This is a genomic window from Xanthobacter oligotrophicus (assembly GCF_008364685.1).
GTDB lineage: Bacteria > Pseudomonadota > Alphaproteobacteria > Rhizobiales > Xanthobacteraceae > Xanthobacter > Xanthobacter oligotrophicus.
Genome location: NZ_VTTL01000010.1, coordinates 143282 through 165651, shown reverse-complemented (window position 1 = coordinate 165651; position 22370 = coordinate 143282). Strand labels below are relative to the sequence as shown.

General features: G+C 68.6%; 19 protein-coding genes. 1 reads left to right on the top strand and 18 read right to left on the bottom strand.

Features of this window, described 5'->3' with window-relative positions; all coding sequences use genetic code 11:
- Window positions 1-47 precede the first annotated feature (47 nt).
- From trkA to dusB, 6 genes are all read right to left on the bottom strand, one after another.
- Complete coding sequence (trkA, locus tag FZ033_RS17460; RefSeq protein ID WP_149577361.1) at window positions 48-1424, bottom strand: Trk system potassium transporter TrkA; 1377 nt, start codon at window positions 1422-1424, stop codon at window positions 48-50.
- Window positions 1425-1541: 117 nt separating this feature from the next.
- Window positions 1542-2909: a nitrogen assimilation response regulator NtrX gene (gene ntrX / locus FZ033_RS17455; RefSeq protein WP_149577360.1), complete on the bottom strand. Its 1368-nt coding sequence runs from the start codon at window positions 2907-2909 to the stop codon at window positions 1542-1544.
- A gap of 3 nt (window positions 2910-2912) precedes the next feature.
- Window positions 2913-5150 (bottom strand): sensor histidine kinase NtrY-like, encoded by a 2238-nt coding sequence (locus tag FZ033_RS17450; RefSeq protein ID WP_149577359.1) that lies wholly within the window; start codon window positions 5148-5150, stop codon window positions 2913-2915.
- Between the two features lie 300 nt (window positions 5151-5450).
- The gene (ntrC, locus tag FZ033_RS17445; protein WP_041577670.1) at window positions 5451-6893 is read right to left on the bottom strand and encodes a nitrogen regulation protein NR(I); all 1443 of its coding nucleotides are present in this window, start codon (window positions 6891-6893) and stop codon (window positions 5451-5453) included.
- Between the two features lie 7 nt (window positions 6894-6900).
- On the bottom strand, window positions 6901-7986 hold the full coding sequence (locus tag FZ033_RS17440) for a two-component system sensor histidine kinase NtrB (RefSeq protein WP_232847546.1): 1086 nt from the start codon (window positions 7984-7986) through the stop codon (window positions 6901-6903).
- A gap of 80 nt (window positions 7987-8066) precedes the next feature.
- Window positions 8067-9104, bottom strand: coding sequence for a tRNA dihydrouridine synthase DusB (gene dusB, locus FZ033_RS17435; protein ID WP_149577357.1), 1038 nt, complete (start codon window positions 9102-9104; stop codon window positions 8067-8069).
- Window positions 9105-9279: 175 nt separating this feature from the next.
- On the opposite strand from dusB, the gene FZ033_RS17430 reads away from it, so the two are divergent.
- A complete protein-coding gene (locus FZ033_RS17430) occupies window positions 9280-10491 on the top strand; it encodes a bifunctional 2-C-methyl-D-erythritol 4-phosphate cytidylyltransferase/2-C-methyl-D-erythritol 2,4-cyclodiphosphate synthase (RefSeq protein ID WP_149577356.1) in 1212 nt (403 codons plus the stop codon).
- Between the two features lie 18 nt (window positions 10492-10509).
- Here the strand turns inward: FZ033_RS17430 and surE are convergent, their stop codons facing one another.
- The 12 genes from surE to FZ033_RS17370 form a co-directional block, all read right to left on the bottom strand.
- Window positions 10510-11277 carry a 5'/3'-nucleotidase SurE gene (gene surE, locus FZ033_RS17425; protein ID WP_041576102.1) on the bottom strand — a complete coding sequence of 256 codons (768 nt, stop codon included), beginning with the start codon at window positions 11275-11277 and terminating at the stop codon, window positions 10510-10512.
- 213 nt (window positions 11278-11490) lie between these two features.
- A complete protein-coding gene (gene serS, locus FZ033_RS17420; protein WP_149577355.1) occupies window positions 11491-12999 on the bottom strand; it encodes a serine--tRNA ligase in 1509 nt (502 codons plus the stop codon).
- Window positions 13000-13209: 210 nt separating this feature from the next.
- Window positions 13210-14019, bottom strand: coding sequence for a twin-arginine translocase subunit TatC (gene tatC / locus FZ033_RS17415; RefSeq protein ID WP_149577354.1), 810 nt, complete (start codon window positions 14017-14019; stop codon window positions 13210-13212).
- Window positions 14016-14525 (bottom strand): Sec-independent protein translocase protein TatB, encoded by a 510-nt coding sequence (gene tatB / locus FZ033_RS17410; protein WP_149577353.1) that lies wholly within the window; start codon window positions 14523-14525, stop codon window positions 14016-14018. Before tatB ends, tatC begins: the two co-directional genes overlap by 4 nt.
- A gap of 60 nt (window positions 14526-14585) precedes the next feature.
- Window positions 14586-14822, bottom strand: coding sequence for a twin-arginine translocase TatA/TatE family subunit (locus FZ033_RS17405; protein WP_012116377.1), 237 nt, complete (start codon window positions 14820-14822; stop codon window positions 14586-14588).
- An 80-nt stretch (window positions 14823-14902) separates the two neighbouring features.
- The gene (locus FZ033_RS17400) at window positions 14903-16024 is read right to left on the bottom strand and encodes an ABC transporter ATP-binding protein (RefSeq protein ID WP_149577352.1); all 1122 of its coding nucleotides are present in this window, start codon (window positions 16022-16024) and stop codon (window positions 14903-14905) included.
- 97 nt (window positions 16025-16121) lie between these two features.
- Window positions 16122-16850, bottom strand: coding sequence for an SMC-Scp complex subunit ScpB (gene scpB / locus FZ033_RS17395; protein WP_149577351.1), 729 nt, complete (start codon window positions 16848-16850; stop codon window positions 16122-16124).
- On the bottom strand, window positions 16847-17695 hold the full coding sequence (locus FZ033_RS17390) for a segregation and condensation protein A (RefSeq protein ID WP_149577350.1): 849 nt from the start codon (window positions 17693-17695) through the stop codon (window positions 16847-16849). The genes scpB and FZ033_RS17390 overlap by 4 nt, the downstream gene beginning before the upstream one ends.
- A 2-nt stretch (window positions 17696-17697) precedes the next feature.
- On the bottom strand, window positions 17698-18711 hold the full coding sequence (gene nagZ / locus FZ033_RS17385; RefSeq protein ID WP_149577349.1) for a beta-N-acetylhexosaminidase: 1014 nt from the start codon (window positions 18709-18711) through the stop codon (window positions 17698-17700).
- A gap of 152 nt (window positions 18712-18863) precedes the next feature.
- Window positions 18864-20138, bottom strand: coding sequence for a M23 family metallopeptidase (locus tag FZ033_RS17380; protein ID WP_149577348.1), 1275 nt, complete (start codon window positions 20136-20138; stop codon window positions 18864-18866).
- A 166-nt stretch (window positions 20139-20304) separates the two neighbouring features.
- Window positions 20305-21585 (bottom strand): alpha/beta hydrolase, encoded by a 1281-nt coding sequence (locus tag FZ033_RS17375; protein ID WP_269152137.1) that lies wholly within the window; start codon window positions 21583-21585, stop codon window positions 20305-20307.
- A 103-nt stretch (window positions 21586-21688) separates the two neighbouring features.
- Window positions 21689-22348, bottom strand: a complete 660-nt coding sequence (locus FZ033_RS17370) for a protein-L-isoaspartate(D-aspartate) O-methyltransferase (protein ID WP_012116384.1) — start codon at window positions 22346-22348, stop codon at window positions 21689-21691.
- Window positions 22349-22370 lie beyond the last annotated feature (22 nt).

Sequence of the window (22370 nt, the reverse complement as noted above, 5' to 3'; positions counted from 1 at the left end):
AAAACTTGGCGAGCAGGAGAACTCTGGAACCAGAAGGTCTTGGGAGATCAGAAGAATTCTAGCGCCACGCGGAACAGTTGTTCCACGCGCTTGATGCGATCGGCGAGGGCGAACAGCACCACCCGGTCGTGAGCCCGCACCACGAAATCGCCGCGCGGCAGCAGCACCTGCCCGTTCCGCACGATGGCGCCGATGCGCAGCCCCTCCAGAAGGTCGAGATCTTTCAGCGGCTTGCCCACCAGCGGCGAGGTTTCCAGCGCTTCCGCCTCGATCATCTCGCCCGAGCCGTCGAGCAGCGCATGGACGCCCCGGATGCGCCCCCGCCGCACATGCTGGAGCACCTTGGAAACGGTGATCTGGCGCGGGTTCACATGGGCGTCGATGCCCAGGCCCCGGGCGAAGGTGGCGTAGCCCTGCTCGTTCAGCAGAGCCAGGATGCGCTTGGCCCCGATCTGCTTGGCCAGAAGGCAGGACAGGATGTTGATGCGGTCGTCGTTGGTGAGGGCGATCATGGTGTCCGCCTCGCGCACGCCCGCCTCGTCGAGGATGGCGCGCTCCAGCGTGTCGCCGTTCAGAACCACGGTGCGCGAGAGCACTTCGGCGATGGTCTGGGCCCGCTCGCGCGAGAACTCGATGAGCTTGACCCGCGCGGCTGCATTGCGCCGCTCCAGCTCGCTCGCCACGTAGTAGCCGATGTTGCCGCCGCCGGCGATGACGATGCGCTGGCCCGGCACCTCGTCGTGCCCGAACAGGGACAGGGCGCGCTGCACCTGGTCCGCCTGGGCCACGAAATAGACGTTGTCGCCGACCGCAAGCTGGTCGTTGGAGCGCGGCACCAGCGTCTTGCCCTTCCGGCTCACCGCCACGATGGTGGCCGGCATGTCCGGGAACAGCTGGGTAAGCTGGCTGAGGGGGGTATCCACCACCGGGCAGTCCTCGCCGCACAGCACGCCCACCACCTGCACCGCCCCGTCGGAGAAGCTCACCGTATCGGTGGCGCCGGGCAGGGACAGGCGCCGCAGCACCATCTCGCCCACCTCGATCTCCGGGGAGATGATGACGTCGATGGGCAGCTGGTCGCGGGAGAACAGGTCGCGCCATTCCGGCGCGAGATAGGTCTGGGCGCGGATGCGGGCGACCTTGGTGGGCACGTTGAAAAGGGCGTGGCCCACCTGGCAGGCCACCATGTTCACCTCGTCGTGTAGGGTCACGGCGATGAGCATGTCGGCCGCCTCGACGCCGGCGCGCGCCAGCACGTCCGGATGGGAGCCCTGCCCCACCACGCCGCGCACGTCCAGCTGCTCGGTCACCATCTGGATGCGCCGCGGGCTCGTGTCGATGATGGACACGTCGTTCTGCTCACCGGCGAGGCGCTCGGCGATGCCGAACCCCACCTGCCCCGCGCCGCAGATCACGACCTTCATGAACCCTCCCCCGGCGCCCAGGCGAATCGCGACCTAAAAGATCGCGGCAAAACCGATCGCACCCCGAGCCTCAGCTCCGATGCAGCCCCTTTTTCGGGTATCCCGTCAACTGGTCGATCAGCCTACCCCGAGAGCCTTAAGCTTTCGATGAAGGGCCGAGCGCTCCATGCCGACGAATTCCGCCGTCCGCGAGATGTTGCCGCCGAAGCGGTTGATCTGGGCGGCAAGGTATTCCCGCTCAAACACCTCGCGCGCCTCCCGCAACGGAAGGCCCATGAGATGCTCGCCACCATTGCCGTTGGGCAGGTTGGGCACCAGCGCGCCCACGTCCGGCGGCAGCATGGCGGCGGTGATGGTGGCTTCCAGATCGCCGCCGGCGAGAATCAGCAGGCGCTCCACATTGTTGCGCAGCTGGCGCACGTTGCCCGGCCAGTCGTGGGACTGGAGCACCGCCATGGCGTCCTCGCCGATGGGCCGGCGCGGCAGCCCGGTGGTCTGCGAGATGGTGTCGACGAAGAATTCCACCAGGTCCGGAATGTCGTCGCGTCGCTCGGCCAGTGGCGGCACCCGGATCGGCACCACCGAGAGGCGGTGGTAGAGGTCCTCCCGGAAGCGGCCCTTGGCGATCTCCTCCTCCAGGTTGCGGCCGGTGGAGGAGATGATGCGCACGTCCACGCTCACCTTGTCGTTGGAGCCGATGCGCGAGAAGGTCTGCTCCACCAGCACGCGCAGCACCCGGTTCTGGGTCTCGCGCGGCATGTCAGAGATTTCATCCAGGAACAGCGTGCCTCCGTGGGCCTCGTCGAGCGCCCCGCGCTTGGGCTCCCGCCCCTCCCCTTCGGCGACACCGAACAGCTCGAACTCCAGCCGCTCCGGCGTGATGGCCGCCGAATTCAGCACCACGAACGGCCCCTGGGCGCGGGTGGAGGTGGTGTGGATGAGCCGGGCCGTCAGCTCCTTGCCGGAGCCGGAGGGGCCGACGATCAGGATGCGGCTGTTGGTGGGGCCCACCCGGTCGATGGTGGCCTTCAGCTGCTGGACGGCGCTGGAACGGCCCACCAGCACATGGCCGTGGGGCGCCAGCTGCTTCAGCTCCTTCAGCTCACGCCTCAGGCGCAGCGTCTCGAGCGCGCGCTCGGCCACCATCACGAGGCGATCGGCATTAAACGGCTTCTCGATGAAGTCGTAGGCGCCGCGCTTGATGGCCGCCACCGCGGTCTCGATGTTGCCGTGCCCGGAGATCATCACCACCGGCACCTCGGGGTGCTGGGCCTTGATCTCGTTGAGCAGTTCCAACCCGTCGAGCCGTGAGCCCTGCAGCCAGATGTCCAGGAAGACCAGGTTGGGCCGTCGCGCCGAGATGGCCGCGAGCGCACTATCGGCGTCCCGGGCGGTACGGGCGGCATAGCCCTCGTCCTCCAGGATGCCGGCCACCAGTTCGCAGATGTCGGCCTCATCGTCCACGATGAGAATGTCCATGGCCATGTGTCAGGCCCTCCCTGTTTCAGGGACCGGTTGCGCCCCGCCCGCGCCGGCCGGTGGTTGACCGTCCGCCCGCATCCGAAGCCGGATCCAGGCCCCCCGGCCCTCGGGGGAATCGTTGAGTTCGATGAAGCCGCCGTGCTCTTCCATGATCTTCCCCACGATGGCGAGGCCGAGCCCGGTGCCCTTCTCGCGGGTGGTCACATACGGCTCCAGCAGCCGGCTGCGCTTTTCCTTCGGCAGTCCGGCGCCGTTGTCGATGACGTCGATGACGCGGTCCTCGCCCTCCGCGACCACGCGCACGCGGATGAGGCCCTTGCCGCGCTCGGCCTCGGGCACCCCCTCGATGGCCTCGGCGGCGTTCTTGAGGATGTTGGTGAGCGCCTGGGAGATCAGGCGACGGTCGAAGCGCGCCGGCATGGAGGGCGGCAGCTCGGTCTCGAAGGTCACGTCGGGATGGCCGACGCGCATGAGGAACACGCCCTGGCGCACGGTCTCGGCGAGGTCCTGCGCGTCCACCACGGGCTTGGGCATGCGGGCGAAGGACGAGAACTCGTCCACCATGCGGCCGATGTCGCCCACCTGGCGGATGATGGTGTCGGTGCACTGGTCGAACACGTCGCGGTCCTGGGTGATGTGGCGGCCGTACTTGCGCTTCAGCCGCTCCGCTGAGAGCTGGATGGGGGTAAGCGGGTTCTTGATCTCGTGGGCAATGCGCCGGGCCACGTCGGCCCAGGCGGAGGTGCGCTGGGCCGAGACGAGGGCGGTGATGTCGTCCAGCGTCACCACCCAGCCGTGATCCTCGGCCGCCGACTGCTCGGTGGTGACGCGCACGGCGAAGATCCGCTCCCGGCCCTCCCGCTGGATGGTGATGTTGCCCTGCACCGCACGCTGGCCCGCGCCCATGGCCTCGGCGACCAGGGCATCGGTTTCCGGCACCACATCCGCGAGCTTGCGGCCGAGCGCCTCGTCCTCGGTCAGACCCAGGAGCTTCTCGGCGGAGCGGTTGAGGATGGTCACCTGCGCCTCGGCGTCGAGGCCAATGACGCCCGCGCCCACGCCCGAGAGCACCGCCTCGGTGAAGCGGCGGCGGCTGTCCATCTGGTCGCGCGCTGTCACCAGCGCGTTGCGCTGGGTTTTCAGCTCCACCGTCATCTTGTTGAAGGTTTCGCCCAGGGTGGCGAGGTCGCCCTCGGCCCGGTTCACGGGCACCTGCACTTCCAGATTGCCTGCCGCCACCCGGCCCGCCGCCCACATGAGGCGTCGGATGGGCGACACCAGCCACTTGGAGAAGTTGATCCCGAGCCAGACCGCCGACAGCAGCACGATGAGCGTGACGATGGAATACATCAGCGCGAAGGCGAGCTGCACGTTGAAGCGCCGCTCCTCCAGCGACCGGTAATCGGCAAGGGTCTCCTGCGTCACCTTGAGAAAGCCGATGACCCGCGGGTCGACGGGCCGCGCCACGTAAAGAAACAGGTCGTCGAAACCGGTGATCGGCGCCACCGCTCCGACGAAGTCCGCGTCCGACGGCAAATAGATGATGGGCTGATCGGCGGAGGCCTCGGCGATGGCGATGTTGGTGGGGACGATATATTCGCGGTCGGTGCGCAGGTTCGCCCGCTCCACCACCGAGAGGTCGCGCCGGATGATCTGCGCGCCCGGCACGTTGCGCAGCGCCGCCTGGGCGGTGAGGATCTGCCGGAATTTCTCGATATCCGTGTCGTAGAGTTGCTTCATCCGCGACAGGTCGTTGCTCATGGCGAGCACGTCGCCGCGGATGGAGAGCGCATGCTCGCGCACATAGGTCTGCGCCACCGAAGCGGCGGTGCCGACGATCTCCCGGGTCCGGCCGGAGAAGTAGCGATCAAGGCTGCGGTCGAGGGTGAGGCTAGCCACCAGCGCCACCACGATGGCCGGCACCACCGCGACCCCGGCGAACAGGCCGACGATGCGCACATGCAGCCGCGAGGCGGCCCGCCCGCGCGCCCGTGCCCGCAGGATGCGCCACACCTCCCGGCCGATGATGGCCAGAAGGATCAGCACCGCGATGCCCGAGGCGGTGAGCACGCCCACCACCACCTGCGGCGTCGGCACGATGGAGGTGAGGCCCATCAGGATCAGGAAGGTGGCCACCGCCAGCACCAGCGACAGGACCACGACAATTGGCGCAAACAAGCGGGCGGTGATGCCGCGACGTGGCACAACGCCTTCCACTGCGTCCTTGACCGGCGCGTCCGTCATCCTTGCCACAGTCCCCCAGGCTTCCGCCGCCGCCGCGAGCCGAGTCGCGCGACGGGGGTGATGCAGTGGAACGACACTGGTGCAAAAATGTGACAGAGGACCTAACGCGGCCCGAATTCGCCCAATCGATGCCGGCAGTCGGTAGCGGGGTCCATTTTACCGGGTGTTGTGCACAGGGTGGCCGGGCACACGTGGGGCTTGAGCCACTGGCGCATTCAGGCTCGGCGAAGCCAACCGTGATTCGAAAACGTCAGGAAGGCGGCCGAAGCCGCCCTCCCCGTCCCTACCAGGATGTCCGGATCATCTGGATGTCCGGATCACCTGGATATCGAGGTCCCGGATCTTCTTGCGCAGGGTGTTGCGGTTCAGCCCCAGCAGTTCCGCGGCCTTGATCTGGTTGCCCCGTGTGGCCGCCAGCGCCGCCGAAAGCAGGGGATATTCCACGTCCTTCAGGATGCGGTGATAGAGGCCGGGGGGCGGCAGGTCCTCGCCGAAGCCGGAGAAATAGGTGTTGAGGTGACGCTCCACCGAGGCCGCCAGCGTCGCGTCCACCGGCCCCTCCTCCGAGAGGGCGCTCGGCATGGGCTCCGACAGCTCCGCCTCGATGATGGCGGGGGTGATGACTTCCTGCGGATAGAGGGCAGCGAGGCGCCGCACCAGGTTTTCCAGCTCGCGCACGTTGCCGGGCCAGCGGTAGCGCTTCAGCCGGTCCAGGGCGGCGGTGTCGATCTGCTTCGCCGGCAGGCCCTCCCGCTCCGCCTGGAGGAAGAAGTGGCGCACCAGGTCCGGCACGTCCTCCGAGCGCTCGCGCAAAGGCGGCAGGCGCAGGGGCACCACGTTCAGGCGGAAGAACAGGTCCTCGCGGAACAGGCCCTGCTGGATCAGCGTGCGCAAATCCTTGTTGGTGGCGGCGATGATGCGCACGTCGGTCTTGATGGGCGTGCGCCCGCCAACGGTGGTGTATTCGCCCTGCTGGAGCACGCGCAGCAGGCGCGTCTGCGCCTCCATGGGCATGTCGCCGATCTCGTCGAGGAAGAGCGTGCCGCCCTCCGCCTGCTCGAAGCGGCCGGGGTTGCGCGTGGTGGCGCCGGTGAACGATCCCTTCTCGTGGCCGAACAGCTCCGATTCGATGAGGTCGCGCGGGATCGCCGCCATGTTGATGGCGACGAACGGACCGGTGCGGCGCTTGCCGTAATCATGGAGCGCGCGGGCCACCAGCTCCTTGCCGGTGCCGCTCTCGCCCGCGATCATCACGGTGAGGTCGGTCTGCATCAGCCGGGCGAGCAGGCGGTAGATCTCCTGCATGGCGGGCGAGCGGCCCACCAGCGGGATATTGTCCTGCTCCTCGTGGGAGTGGTGGTGGCCGTCGCCCTTCTTCGGCTCCGCCAGCGCGCGCCCGACGATGGAGATCAGCTCCTTCAGGTCGAACGGCTTGGGCAGGTATTCATAGGCCCCGCGCTCGGAGGCGCGGATAGCGGTCATGAAGGTGTTCTGCGCACTCATGACGATGACCGGCAGGTCCGGCCGCGCCTTCTTGATGCGCGGCAGGAGATCGAAGGCGTTCTCGTCTGGCATCACCACGTCGGTGATGACGAGGTCGCCATCGCCCTGGCTCACCCAGCGCCACAGCGTGGCGGCGTTGCCGCAGGACCGAACCTCATACCCGGCGCGCGACAACGCCTGGTTGAGCACGGTGCGGATGGCGGCGTCGTCGTCGGCGACCAGGATGCTTCCGGTAGGCATCGACACCTCAGTTATCCTCTTGAGCCGTGCTCTTGCCGCGATACATGGGCAGGAGCACGCGGAAGGTTGTACGGCGGGGCTGGCTGTCGCATTCGACGATGCCGCCATGGTCGCCGATGATCTTCGCCACCAAAGCAAGACCGAGGCCAGAGCCCGTGGGCTTGGTGGTGACGAACGGGTCGAACAGGTGGGGAATGAGGTCGTCCGGCACGCCCTTGCCGTTGTCGCGGACGCAGAATTCCAAAGGCAGGCTCACCCGCGTGGAGGCACCCGGAACGGTCAGGCGCACACCCGGCCGGAACGCCGTGGTGAGCTGGATCTCGCCGTCCTGGTCGCTGTCGATGGCCTCGGCCGCGTTCTTCACCAGGTTCAGGAACACCTGGATCAGCTGGTCGCGATTGGCGAGGACCGGCGGCAGGGAGGGGTCGTATTCCTCCACGATGCGGATGTGCCGCGCGAATCCCGACGCGGCGAGGGTGCGCACATGCTCCAGCACCGCGTGGATGTTCACCGGCTCGCGTTCCACCGGGCGCTCGTCGGAGAACACCTCCATGCGGTCCACGAGCTTCACGATGCGGTCGGCTTCCTCGCAGATGAGGCGCGTCAGGGCGCGGTCGTCGTCGTCCGCCGACTGCTCCAGCAGCTGGGCCGCGCCACGGATGCCGGAGAGCGGGTTCTTGATCTCGTGGGCCAGCATGGAGGCGAGCGCGCTCACCGAGCGGGCGGCGCCGCGATGGGTGAGCTGGCGGTCCATCTTGTCGGCGATGGTCCGCTCCTGGAGCATCACCACCACCTGGTCGGGATGCTCCGACACCGGCGCCACATGGATATCCACGATGCGCTCGCCGCCGTTGCGCGGCGTGCCGAGGTCCACGCGATATTCGTTCACCGGCGCGCCACGCTGGCGCACCTGCTCGATCAGGCCGAGCAGTGGCGTGCCGAACGGCACGAGATCGCTCAGGGGCCGGCGGCGCAGCAGCGGCGCGCTGACCTCGAAGAACGCCTCGGCCGCCACGTTCGCTTCCACCACATGCCCGTTGCCGGCGATAGTGAAGACGGGGTGCGGGACGGCGTCCAGGATGGCGCGCGTCATCCCCGACTCCTTGCCGTTTTCCTGCTCAGCCTTGCGCTTTTGATCCATCTTCCGTGTGTCTTGCTTTCTGGCTTCGGCCGTCATGCCGCGGCCCTCCACATGATGTCGTCGAAGGCAGCGGCGATGCCGGCCTTCACCTGGGCGGGGTCCTCCAATACGAGGAGGCGCTTGCGCCAGCCCGCCACGATGCTGGCCCGCACCTCGCCGGTGCCGGCGGCCGCCGCATCCAGCGCCCAGCCCACATGCTTGCGCGCCTGCCGCACCCCCACCGCCCGGCCATAAAGCCCGAGCCAGCCCTCATAAAGCTCCAGCAGCACCGCGCGCTGCTCGTCCAGGTCCGGATCGGCGGTGCCGCGGAGCCCGGCGATGGCGTGCGCCACCCGGCCGGGAAACCACGGCCGGCCCTGCGCCCCGCGTCCGATCATCACCCCGTCCGCCCCCGAGGCTTTAAGGATGGCGGGGCCGTCCGACGGCGCCACCACGTCGCCATTGGCGATCACCGGGATCGAGACCGCCTCCTTCACCGCGCGGATGGCGGCCCAGTCGGCACGGCCGGTATAGAACTGGCAGCGGGTGCGGCCATGGATGGTGACCATGGCAAGGCCGCTCTCCTGCGCCATGCGCGCCAGATCCACGGCTGTCGAGGCCGCATCGTCCCAGCCCAGCCGGGTCTTCACCGTGACCGGGACGGAGACCGCGCCGCGCACCGCCTCCAGAATCGCTCGGGCCAGCGGCAGGTCGCGCAGCAGGGCGGCACCGGCCGCGCCGGTGGTGACGCGCTTGGCCGGGCAGCCCATGTTGATGTCGATAATGCCCGCCCCAGCAGCCTCGGCCACACGGGCGGCCTCGCCCATCAGGTAGGGATCATTGCCGGCGATCTGCACGGCGTGGAGCGGCACGCCCTCCCCCTCCGCTCGGAGCACCATCTCGGGATGGCCTTCCAGCAGCGCTTCGCTCGCCACCATTTCTGATATGACGAGGCCGGCGCCGTAACGAACAGCCATCCGCCGCACCGGTGCATCCGTGATTCCCGCCATGGGGGCGAGGATCACCGCATTGGGCAGCGTGTGGGAGCCGATCCGCAACGCCGGAATGGAAAATGCGACAGTCTCTTGCACAGAAATTAGGCCACCTCGCTTCTGCCTACATCTTAGACAAGTGCACGGCACACGCAAGGGCAGTCTGCGTGGAAGTGCAGCGCAGCAGAATTTGCCCCACCGCCGGCTACCTGCACCGGTGTTCCGACCCATGCCGGGACGGGATTCATCCCCGCTCGCACCAGGGGAGCCGGGCATGAGCGAGGTGGCGAATCCCTCATGCGTGGCCATCGTGGTTGCCGCCGGACGCGGCACACGTGCCGGTGGACCGCTGCCGAAGCAGTATCAAAACATCGCCGACGAGCCGGTGCTGCGCCGCACTCTACGCCTTTTCGCGACCCATCCACAGATCACGGCTGTGCTGGCGGTCATCCATAGCGATGATTCTGTCCGCTTTGCGGACACGGCCCGCGATCTGCCCAAGATCTTGGCACCGGCCTTCGGCGGCGCGACTCGACAGGCGTCTGTTCGCGCAGGGCTGGAAGCCCTTGCCGCCGCAGGGGGCACGGGGCCGGACCTCGTGCTGGTGCACGATGCGGCACGCCCCTACACCTCGCCGGACCTCATCGCCCGCGCGGTGGCGGCGGCGGGCGTGGCGGATGCCGCCATTCCCGTGCTCGCCGTGACCGACACGGTGAAGCGCGTGGATACCGCCGGCATCGTCGCCGAAACCCTGGACCGCGCGGCGCTGCGCACGGTGCAGACCCCTCAGGCGTTCCGCTTCGCGGCCCTGCGCGCCGCCCATGCCGCCGCCGCCGCGGCCGGGGTAGAGACGCTGACCGACGATGCGGCGGTGATGGAATGGGCCGGCCATCCAGTGGCCACCTTCGAAGGCGAGAGCACCAACGTGAAGCTGACCACCCCCGACGACATGACCCGCGCCGCCGGCGCCTCCTTCGCTGACCTCGCCGACGTGCGCACCGGCACCGGCTTCGACGTGCACGCCTTCGGCCCCGGCGACCATGTGATGCTGGGCGGCGTCGCGGTACCCCACAGCGCCGGCCTCGTCGGCCATTCGGATGCGGACGTGGGCTTGCACGCCCTCACCGACGCACTCCTCGGCGCGCTGTGCGACGGCGACATCGGCGCCCATTTCCCGCCCTCCGACCCGCAATGGAAGGGCGCGTCCTCGGACCGCTTCCTTGCCCACGCGGTGGAGAAGGTGACGGCACGGGGCGGGCGCATCGCCCATCTCGACCTCACCCTCATCTGCGAGGCGCCGAAGGTGGGGCCGCACCGCGATGCCATCCGCGCCGCCATTTCGCGTATCACCGGCGTGCCCCTCGCCCGCGTCTCGGTGAAGGCCACCACTACCGAGAAGCTCGGCTTCACCGGCCGGCGGGAAGGCATCGCCGCCATGGCCAGCGCCACCATCCGCCTGCCCTTCGCGGACGAGGCTGAGGGCTGAACGCCCCTGCCCCCGCCCCTACTTGGCGTCGAACAGCAGCGCGAGCCGCGTCATCTGCGGCTCGTCGGTCATGTCGAGGCGCAGCGGCGTGACGGAGATGCGGCCCTCGTCCAGCGCCCGCAGGTCCGAGCCCGGTGAGGTCTCGAAGATGCGGCGCTCGAAGGCGATCCAGTAATAGGGATTGCCCCGCCCGTCGCGCCGCTCGTCGATGCGCATGAGGCGCTGGTCGCGCTTGCCCTGGAAGGTGGCGGCGATGCCGGTGATCTCGTCCGGCGCGCGATCCGGAAAGTTCACATTCATCACGATGCCGGGGGGAATGCCCTCGCCCAAAAGGGTGCGGATGATCTTGGGCGCGTGGGTCTCGGCGGTGATGTAGTTGGGATTCTCGCGGGTCTTGATGCCGAAGGCCTGCGACAGGGCGATGGAGGGAATGCCCAGGATGGTGCCCTCGATGGCGCCCGCCACGGTGCCGGAATAGCTCACGTCCTCGGCGATGTTCTGGCCCCGGTTGACGCCGGAGAGCACGAGGTCGGGCGGATTGTCGGCGAGGATGTGCCGCACCGCCATGATCACGCAGTCCGTGGGCGTGCCCTTCACCGCGTAGCGGCGCTCCTCCACCTGCCGCAGGCGCAGGGGATCGCTGAGCGACAGGGAGTGGGCGACGCCGGACTGGTCGAACTCTGGCGCCACCACCCACACGTCGTCGGTGAAGCTCTGGGCGATGCGGACGCAGGCCTCGAGGCCCGCCGCGTGGATGCCGTCGTCATTGGTGACCAGGATGCGCATGGGACCTTTTCCGTAGCTTGATGTCGCAGCCGACGAACGCCGCAACCGGCGCCTAGCCCAGAACCGTCGTCATCCCCCGGCTTGACCGGGGGATCCATGGGGCCGACGCGCAGGCTGTTCGGCGTCTGTCACTTGTGTCGCGGAGGGGTGGGTCCCCCGGTCAAGCCGGGGGACGACGGTGGTATCGCGGGCGTCCTCAAGCGAGGGCCGCCCCTACTTCAGCTTCTCGATGGTCTTCAGCCCGCCCATATAGGGCAGTAGTGCATCCGGCACTGTGACGGCGCCGTTCTCCTGCTGGTAGGTCTCCAGCACCGCTACAAGCGCACGGCCCACTGCCACGCCCGAGCCGTTCAGCGTATGGACGAAGCGCGGACCCTTGCCCTCCGCCGGACGATAGCGGGCATTCATGCGCCGGGCCTGGAAATCGCCGCACACCGAGCAGGAGGAGATTTCGCGGAACGCCCCCTGCCCCGGCAGCCACACCTCGATGTCGTAGGTCTTCTGCGAGGCAAAGCCCATGTCGCCGGTGCACAGGGTGACCACGCGATAATGCAGGTCCAGCTTCTTCAGCACCGCCTCGGCGCAGGCGAGCATGCGCTCGTGCTCCTCGCCCGACTTCTCCGGCGTGGTGATGGAGACCAGCTCCACCTTGGTGAACTGGTGCTGGCGGATCATCCCCCTTGTATCCCGCCCCGCCGCACCCGCCTCGGCCCGGAAGCAGGGGGTGCAGGCGGTGAGGCGCAGGGGCAGCTCTTCCTCGGAGAGGATGCTTTCGCGGACGAGGTTGGTCAGGGGGACTTCGGCGGTGGGGATGAGCCAGAGGGCCTCTTCCACGATACGACCACGCCGCTCCGCACCTGCATCTGGAAAGACATAAGAGGTGTTAGGCTGCTTAATGTATTTCACATAATCTGAATATGAAACAATATTATTGCTTATAATACGCCCAGAACTGTCAATCTCAAGGTGAGAATATTCGAATTTTGCAAGCTGCTGGACGACCCGATATTGATCCTCTTCAAACTTCGGCAACTGCGCCGTCCCGAACATCGCCTCGTCCCGCACCAGCAACGGCGGGTTGACCTCCATATAACCGCCGATGCCGTCCTGCTCCGGCGCCGTATGCGTATCGAGGAAGAACTGCCCCAGCGCGCGCTCCAGCCGGGCCAGCGGACCCTTGTTCACCACGAAGCGGGCGCCGGAGAGCTTGGCGGCGGTCTCGAAATCCATCTGGCCGAGGGCTTCGCCCACCTCAAAATGCTGCTTCGGGCTGAAACCCATGTTAGCGGCAGTCTTCTGGATGCCGAATCGATGGTCTTTTCGTTCGATATTTGCGTGCTCGTCGGCGCCATCGGGCACCTCAGCGAGCGGGGCGTTGGGGATGGCGGCGAGTTCGCCGTTCAGTTCCGCCTCGAGGCGCTTGGACTCGGCCTCCAGCGCCGGCACCTTCTCCTTCAGCTCGGCCACCTCGGCCATGAGGGCGGAGGCGGTGGCCTCGTCCTTCTTCGCCTTGGCCTGGCCGATCTCCTTGGAGGCAGCATTGCGGCGGGCGAGCAGGGTTTCGAGCTGGGTCAGGGTGGCGCGGCGCTGTTCATCAAGGCCGCGCAGCTTGGTCACCAGCGCCTCAGCCGCCGACTTCGCCTCCTCGGACCCGCCGCCGCGCCGCACCAGCGCGTTGATGAGCCCTTCCGGCTCGTCCCGGATCCACTTGATGTCGTGCATGGCAAGGCTCCGCATGGGGACAGCGCAGGACCACCCGCACCACCGTCATGCCCGGCCTTGTGCCGGGCATCCACGCCGGGCCGACTGCACCAGATTGACGGTGCGCGTCCCGGCCCATCCGCGTGGATGGCCGGGTCAAGCCCGGCCATGACGCATGGGGGGAGAACCACCGCGCGCCCAGAAAATTCCAACGATCCGGAAGCCCCGCCGTCAGTCGGCTGTCGCGGCGTCGGCCGCGTTGCGCGCCGCCTCTGCCGCCAGCCGCCGCTTCTCGACGATGCCCACCAGATAGACCGACACCTCGTAGAGAAGCAGCGTCGGCAGGGCAAGGGAGAGCTGGCTGATCACATCCGGCGGGGTGAGCACCGCCGCCGCGATGAACACGCCGACGATGGCGTAGCGGCGGGCCTTGCGCAGCATGTCCTGCGTCACCACCCCGATCTGCCCCAGCAGCGTCAGGATGACCGGAAGCTGAAAGCAGATGCCGAAGGCGAGGATGAGCGTGGTGATGAGGGACAGATATTCCGACACGCGCGGCAGAAGCGAGATTTCCGCCCTTCCGTCGCCGCCGGTCTGCTGCATGGCGAGAAAGTATTTCATCGCCAGCGGCATGGCGATGAAATAGACGAACGCCGCGCCGATGAGGAAGCAGATGGGGGTCGCCACCAGATAGGGCCGGAAGGCGTTCTTCTCGTGCTTGTAGAGGCCTGGCGCCACGAACATGTAGACCTGCGTCGCCACAACCGGGAACGAGATGAACGCCGCCCCGAACATGCCGAGCTTGATCTGGGTGAACAAAAACTCCTGCGGCGCCGTGTAGATGAGTTTGATGCCCGGCGCGAAGCCGGATGCAAACTCATAGGGCCACAACAGGATATTGTAGATCTGCTTGGCAAACATGAAGCAGATGAAGAAGGCGATCAGGAACGCGATCAGCGACTTGATGAGCCGCGACCGCAGTTCAATGAGGTGCTCGATGAGCGGGGCCTTGGAGGCGTCGATTTCGTCCTCGTCGCTCATGACGCGCTCTTGGTCTCACCGGCGGCGGGGGCGGAAACGGGTTCGGCGGGTGCCGCAGGCGGCGATCCGGCCTCCACCATGCGGCGGATTTCGTCGCGGATCGCGGCCATAGGATCGGGAACCGCCTCAGACGCGGCGGCAGGCAGCTCCAGCGGCGCCGAAGAGGCGTCCACGGCCGGCGTCTCGGGCGCCTTGGGCGGCGGATTGCCGCCCTCCACCGTGGTGCGGATTTCCTCGCGGATGGAGCGCAACGGGTCGAACATCTCCGAGGTGGCCAGCGTGGAGCGGGCGCTCTCGGTGACGTCGGAGATTTCCTTGCGCATGTCCGCAAGGTCGGCCTCGCGCAGGGCCTCCTGGAACTGGCCCTGGAACTCGCCGGCCATGCGGCGCACCTTGGTGACGGTGCGGCCGACGGTGCGCAGCACCGAAGGCAACTCTTTAGGGCCGATGACGATCAGCGCGACAATGCCGATCAGCATCAGCTCGGACCAGCCGATTTCGAACATGAGCGCCTGAACCCGGCGGACCCGCCGCCGCCCTCCTCAAGGGTTAAGGGGAGCCCGTCGTCAGACGGGCTTCTTCTCGGCCTCGGCGGCGCTCGATGTCTGGTGCGGAAGGGGGCGCGGCGCCTCGGGCGGGGCGGCCGGGGTCTTCGCCGGTTCGTCGTCCTCCGCCAGGCCCTTCTTGAAGGACTTGATGCCCTTCGCCACGTCGCCCATGAGATCGGAGATCTTGCCACGACCGAACAGGAGGAGCACCACGGCCAGCACCACGATCCAGTGCCAGATGCTCAGCGAACCCATTTAACGTCCTCCAAGGAAGCTTTTCGCGCCGTAGCGCGCCTCGCGCGATTTTCGCGCACGGATTTTCTCGGAGGGGGACACTAGGCCCCGCCCGCGGCGAAAACAAGGACATCGGCGGGGTCAACCACAAGCCCCACCTCGTCGCCCTTGCGCACGGCGCCAGCATCCCGAAGGCGGATCAGAAGCGGGCGATCGAGACCGTCCACGATCACTTCCACGAGATCGAGCTCGCCCAGGAAGCGCCGCTCCACCACCCGGCCGGCGATGCCGGTGCCGGCGGGCGCAAGCGCGATGCCCTGCGGGCGCACCGCCACCACCACCTCGCCGTCCTGTTGCCCGACGGGAGCGGCGAAGCGGCCCAGTGGCGTATCCACCTGCCCGTCCAGCGCCACCGCCTCCATCTCGTTCAGCTCGCAGAAGAAGCGGGCGACGCCGAGGTCCACCGGGCGGCGATACAGCTCCGCCGGCGGGCCAAGCTGCACCAGCTCGCCCTTGCGGAGCAGCGCGATGCGGTCGGCAAGCCGCATGGCCTCTTCCGGATCGTGGGTGACGATGATGGCGGTGGCCTTCGCGTCGCGCAGCACCGCCAGCGTATCGGCGCGGACCTGGTCGCGCAGGCGCTTGTCGAGGCCGGAGAACGGTTCGTCCAGCAACAGGATGCCCGGGCGCGGCGCCATGGCGCGGGCGAGCGCGATGCGCTGCTGCTGGCCACCGGAGAGTTCATGGGGATAGGCGTCGGCGAGGTCGGCGAGGTCCACGCGGGCCAGCGCCAGGCGCGCCTCGCGCTCGGCCTCGGCCCGCTTCAGGCCGCCGAGGCCGAACAGCACGTTCTCCAGATTGGTGAGGTGGGGAAACAGCGCATAGTCCTGGAACACCAGCCCCACGCCCCGCCGCTCCGGCGGCACGAAGGCCCCCTGCCCGGCCACCGCCTCGCCGTCGATGAGGATGCGGCCCCGGTCCGGCCGCTCGATGCCGGCGGCGAGGCGCAGCAGCGAGGTCTTGCCGCAGCCCGACTGGCCGAGCAGGCACAAGACCTCCCCCGGCTTCACGGCAAGACTCACGCCCTTCACGGCCGGCACGCCGCCATAGGCGAGTTCCACGGCATCGAAGGCGAGGCCCTTGGCGATGGCGGCAGGCGTGCGGCTGCGCACGGAATTGGTCTCCACGATGTCGTCGATCAGCACCGGAACTCTTCCTCTCATACCAATGCCCGTGAGCTTGACTCACGGGCATTGGTCAAGCCCGCGCGGCGCTTGAGCGTACCCACTCGGCATCGGTTGAAGACCGATGCCGATGGTATCAAACCTCGGCGGGCGTGTCCGAATCGTCCTCGTCCGGGGGTGGGGAAAGGGTGAAATCGAGGGCCTCCGGCTCCAGCGCCTCCTCGTCCTCCCTGAGCGAAGGGTCATCGGAAGGCAGCGGCATGGCGAAGCCCGCCGGCAGGCGCCCGTCGATGAGGCCGGCGCCCTTCATCTCGTCGAGCCCCGGCAGGTCCTGCACTGCGTCGAGGCCGAACTGGACGAGGAAGGCCGGCGTGGTGCCGTAGGTCACCGGGCGGCCGGGCGCCTTGCGGCGGCCACGCAGGCGCACCCATCCGGTCTCCAGCAGCACGTCCAGCGTGCCCTTGGAGGTGGAGACACCGCGGATCTCCTCGATCTCCGCCCGCGTCACCGGCTGGTGATAGGCGACGATGGCCAGCACCTCGACGGCGGCGCGCGACAGCTTGCGCGCCTCGGGCACGGGGCCGGCCACCACACGGGCAAGGTCCGGCGCGGTGCGCAGCATCCAGCCGCCGGCGGCCTTCAGGATGTTGACGCCGCGCCGGGCATAATCGGCCGTCAGCGCCTCCATCAGCGCGCCAAGGTCGGCCTCCTTGGAGAGATGCGGCTTCAGGGCGCGCGCATCCACCGGCCCGGAGGAGGTGAAGAGCAGCGCCTCGATCACGCGCAGGTCGCGCGCGAAGGCATAGGCACGCTCATCCTCCGGACGCACGTCGAACAGGTCGATGCGCGGTGCAGGCCGGTTCATGTCTCCTCTCCGGGCGCCGGATGCGGCGCCTCAAACGGCAACACAGGCGCCGCCGGGCGCGACCGCAGCCACAGGGGAGCGAAGGGGGCATCCTGCCGGATGTCCAGCATGCCTTCGCGCACCATCTCCAGGCTGGCGGAAAAGCTCGACGCGAGCGCGGTCGCCCGCTGCTCGGGCTCAGCCATGTAATCTAGCAGGAATTGGTCGAGCCGCATCCATTCGCCCACGGCATCCGCGCCCAGCAGCCGCTCGAGACGCGAACGCGCCTCGGCCAGCGACCAGACGGCCCGCGTCTTGAGCGTCACATGGGACAGCACCTGCGTCTGCCGCTGCCGGGCGTAGGCCGACAGGAGATCGTAGATGGTGGCGGTCCAGACGGTGTAGAGCGGCTCGCCCGAGGACGGCGGCACGGCGCGGGGAAAACTGTCCCGGCCCATCTGGGGGCGCGCCATCAGCTCCTGCGCCGCCTTGCGGATACGTTCCAGGTGCCGCAGCCGCCGGGTGAAGGCGGCGGCCAGCTCCTCGGCGCTCGGCCCGTCCTCCTGCGGCGGGGCCGGCAGCAGCAGGCGGGATTTGAGGTAGGCGAGCCAGGCGGCCATCACCAGATAGTCGGCGGCCAGTTCCAGCCGGCCGCGCCGCGCTTCCTCGATGAAGGTGAGATACTGGTCCGCCAGCGCCAGGATGGAGATGCGGGTGAGGTCCACCTTCTGGGTGCGGGCGAGGGCCAGCAGCAGGTCGAGGGGACCCTCGAAGCCGTCCACATCCACCATGAAGGCCTCGCCGGACCCGGGCTCGACGCGGTCGGCGCCAGCCTCGAAGGGGTCCGGTGCGACCTCGCCCGCCATGGTCAGGCAACCTGCCGGATGCGCGCAGCGACGGTCGCTCGCAGGGCCGCGGCGTCCACCTCCGCCGGAGGCTGGCGCAGGGCCAGGGCGCGCTCCGCCCGCTCCTGTGCGACACCCGACAGCCGGGGCGACACGCTGGCCACGATGGTCATCTCATCCAGGCGACCGTTGCAATGGAGCAGCAGGTCGCAGCCGGCGGCAAGGGCGTCGCGGCCACGGGTCGCCATGTCGCCGGCGAGCGCCCCCATGGAGAGGTCGTCGCTCATGAGCAGGCCGGTAAATCCGATGCTGCCGCGGATCACCTCATCCATCACCTTCGGCGAGGTGGTGGCGGGCCGATCCGGATCGATGTCGGCATAGACCACGTGAGCGGTCATGCCGAGGGGGAGGTCGGCCAACGCACGGAAGGCGGCGAAGTCCGCCGCCTCCAGCTCGGCACGGGGAGCGGTGACCACCGGCAGCCGCTCGTGGCTGTCGGCCGGGGCGCGGCCATGGCCGGGAATGTGCTTGAGCACCGGCAGCACGCCGCCTTCCAGCAGCCCCACCGCCGCCGCGCGGGCGAGGGCGGCCACCGGCTCGGGCGCGGTGCCATAGGCCCGGTTGCCGATGATGCCGTGGCCGTCCGGGTGCCGCAGGTCGGCGCAGGGCAGGCAGTCCACGTCGATGCCGAGGGCGTAGAGGTCGGCCGCGATGGCGCGGGAATTGAGCCGCACCGCCTCCAGCGCCGCCACGGGGTCGCTCAGGTAGAGCGCGCCGAACGGCTCGGCCGGCGGATATTCCGGCCAGTGGGGGGGCCTGAGGCGCTGCACGCGCCCGCCTTCCTGATCGATCAGCACCGGCGCCTGCCAGCCCACCGCCGCGCGCAAATCCGCAACGAGGGCGCGGACCTGGTCCGGCGTCTCCACATTGCGCGCGAACAGGATGAAACCCCACGGCGCGGCATCCGCGAAGAAGGCGCGCTCGTCTGGGGTCAGGTGCGGACCGGCGCAGCCGGCGATGAAGGCGCGGGAGGTCATATGCTGGGCCTATAAGCGGGGGGAAGCGCCGTCAAGTTCGGGAAGGCGCGCCGGCACCACGCCCCTCCCCGTCCGTCCATGCCGGAAACGGGATCCCGGACATGAAAACGGCCGGGCAAGCCCGGCCGTCGTCAGGAGAATTTCCGGTCGGCTCAGAGGCCGGCCACGTAGCGGCTCGGGTCCACGGCGGTGGAACCCTTGCGGATCTCGAAGTGCAGCTGCGGCGAGTTGACGTTGCCGCTCTGGCCCGCCTTGGCGATGATCTGGCCGCGCCGCACGGTGTCACCGCGCTTCACGTTCAGCTCGCTGTTGTGGGCATAGGCGGTCACATAGCCATCCGCATGCTTCACCAGCACGAGGTTGCCGTAGCCCTTCAGCTCGTTGCCGGCATAGGCCACCGTGCCGTCTTCGGCGGCGCGGACGCCGGTGCCTTCCGGCACGGCGAAGTTCACGCCGTCATTGTGGGCGCCGCCCGGCTTGGGGCCGAAGGAGGCGATGACGCGGCCGCGCACCGGGGCGCGGAACTGGGGACCGGAGCCCGAAGCGCGGGGGCCGTCGTCCGCATCGTCGGCGGGCGTGACTTTGGCAGCGGTTTCCACCTTGGGCTCGGGCGCGGAGGACTTGGCGACCGCCTGGGTGGGAGCGGCTCCGGGCTTGGTGGCGGGAGCCGGCTTGGCGGACGCGGTCACGACCGGAGCCGGCGACGCCGGAGGCGGCGTCAGGTTCTGGGACAGCACCGGAGCGGTCGTCAGCGGCTTGGCGGCAACCGTCGCCGGCTGGCTGGCGGGCTTGCCCGGCACAGTCAGGGTGTTAGGCGCGGCAGCCACCTGCGGCGGCTTGGCGGCGAGCGCCGGCTGGGCCGCAGCCTGGGCGGCGCGGGACTGGGAGGCGCCGTTGCCGCCGGGGGGAATGACGAGGGTCTGGCCGGTGCGCACCGTGTTGCCCGGCGCAATATTGTTGGCCGCGCCGAGCGCCGCCGGGGTCACGCCATACATGCGGGCGACGGAGGCCAGCGTCTCGCCACCGACCACCACGTGGGTTCCGGGCACCGCCGGGCGGGTGGAGGCGGTCACCGGGGCGGGCGCCGTTGCGCCATAGCCCGACGCGCCATAGAGCGGCTGGGCCGCGCCGGGAGCGGCGTAGGAAGAAGGCTGCATGCCCGTGCCACCCTGGCCGGGCGGGGGCAACTGAACGGCATCCACCCGACCGGACGGCGCGGCGCCGAGGGAGCCGGTGACATCTCCGCCGCCGGACTGGCCCTGGTAGCCGCCGCTATAGCCGGCATTCGCCTGCTGCTGGGGCGGGAAGCCATCCGTCAGGAACCGGGTCGAGTCCGCACTGCACCCGGCAACCGTACCGGACACAAGCCCGATCAGCGCCAGTCGCGCGAAGACATTATGCCCGTGAGTCTCGCTGGAAATACGCATGTGATCGAACTCGCACGCAACGAAATACATGCGGCAGTTAAGGGTCCCATGCGTAAACGGCGGCTTAAGTCAGCCCGAACCAGCGCACGGCCATCCACGTTTCACCTGGCCCGTTGCCCGGAAGCAACACCGGCGGGCGCGCACGCACCGCAGGGTCAGGACAGGATCAGTGGGCGGCCGGGGCCGTCACCACGTTGGCGCCGCTGGTTGCGGTTTCGGTCACCGAACTGCCCAGCTTGTTCACGTGCTGGCCGTAATGGGCGCGGGTATTCTCGTCCAGCACCGCCACCGGCGCGGCGATGACGAGGCCCGCGGCCGTACCCACGGTGGAGGCGGCGCCGGAGGTCATCTGGATGATGTGCTCACCCACGCCCACGCGGGAATCCGTCATGGTCTGGCCCTCGGCCAGGCGGGCGCCGATGGCCTGCACCACCTGCGGGCTGGCGGCGAACTTGCCGTGGGCCAGCGCGTCGTCGGTCTTCAGCTTGGTGAGGTCGATGACGTTGATCTTGTTGCGCTCGAACTCGGAGCGATAGGGCTCCAGCTCGGGATTGACCGCGCCCACGCGCGGCACGTCGCCCCACACCTGCTTGGAGAGCGCCAGTGCCTTGTCGTCCTGGGAGACGAACAGGGTGAAGGCGGGCCGGTCCGGGCCGATCTCGTTGAAGAAGGAGGCGAACACGTCCACGTCCACGTCGGGCGCGGCGAGCATCACATATTTGATCTTGGGCAGGATGCGGCCATTGCGGATGGCCATCTGCCGCAGCGCTTCCAGCGTCACCACGTTGCCCATGGAGTGGGCGAGGATGGAAATCTCGCCCACGTTCGGGTCCTTCGCCATGAAGGTGAGGAGCCGTTCAAGAGCGTCGCGCGAGACGGAGGTGCTCTCCCGGTCGTAGCCATAGGCCAGCAGGCTGCCGCGCGACGGCCAGGTGAACAGCACCGGCGTCACCGGGGCGTTGGAATCGTGGACGATCTGGGCGAAGCGGAACACCGCGTCATCGAAGCGCTGGTTGAAGCCATGGACGAACACCAGCGCCTGCCGGTTCGGCGTACGGCCGATGCGCTGGTGGAACCACTTGATGGCCTGTTCCTGGGTCAGCTCGTCGAGCTGGGTGGTGACGAAGTCGGTGGCCGGGTTGCCGGGGACCGACTTCGGCCACTGCACGTCGCCCGGCTTGCGGGCGCCGGCCGGCGGGATGGAGACGGTGACCTCCGCGAAGCTCGACTTGCGCGAGCGCTCGCCATTGAAGATATCCGGCCCGTCAGCGCGCTCGCGGACGGTGGCGACCACCATGTTGACGCGGGAGGTACCCGGCACGTCGTCCGGCACCGGGATGAGCACGCCGGCCGGCCGGCCACCGCAGCCCGAAAGGGCGCCGAGCAGCATCGCGCACGCCAGAACCCGCCACACTTGGCGCGACACGACAACCGCCACTGCGTTCATCCCCCGAAACGAAACCTAAAGGTTCGATAGCTGACCGGACCCCGGGCGGCAATCGCAGTGCAGCGTAGACGGGACCAATTGGGCGCCGGCATGGCGCTTTGCATCAAAGTGTGGCCGCAGCGCCCGGAATCAGCGGCACGAACCGCACCTTCATGAGTTCGGTGCGGGTGCGCCCGGACTGCTCCTTCACGTAGCGCACCAGGGTCTGGATCTCCTCCGGCGCCCCCAGCGGCATCACGATGACGCCGCCGAACTTGAGCTGGTCGATCAGAGCAAAGGGAATGTCGGGCGCCGCCGCCGTCACCAGGATGCGGTCGAAGGGCGCGCGCGCTGGCATGCCCAGCGTGCCGTCGCCCACATAGGCGGTGACATTGCGCAGGCCCAGCACCTCGAACCGCGCCTGCGCTTCCGCCACCAGAGAACGGTATCTATCCACAGTCACCACCCGCGCAGCGAGGTGGGAAAGCACGGCGGCATGGTAGCCTGATCCCGTCCCTACCTCCAGCACCGAATGGTCGGCGGTCAGCGACAGGGCCTCGGTCATGGCGGCGACGAGGCTGGGCTGGGACATGGTCTGGCCGCAGGCGATGGGCAGGGCCACGTCGTCATAGGCATGCCGGCGCAGCGCGGGATCGACGAACAGCGGGCGCGGCACCAGCTCCATGGCGCGCAATACGCCCACGTCGCGAATCCCCCGCTGCCGCAGGCCGAGGATGAAGGCCATGCGTTCCGCCTGTTCGCCTTCGCTCTCGCCGGTGCTCATGCGGGACACTCATCGCTGAGGG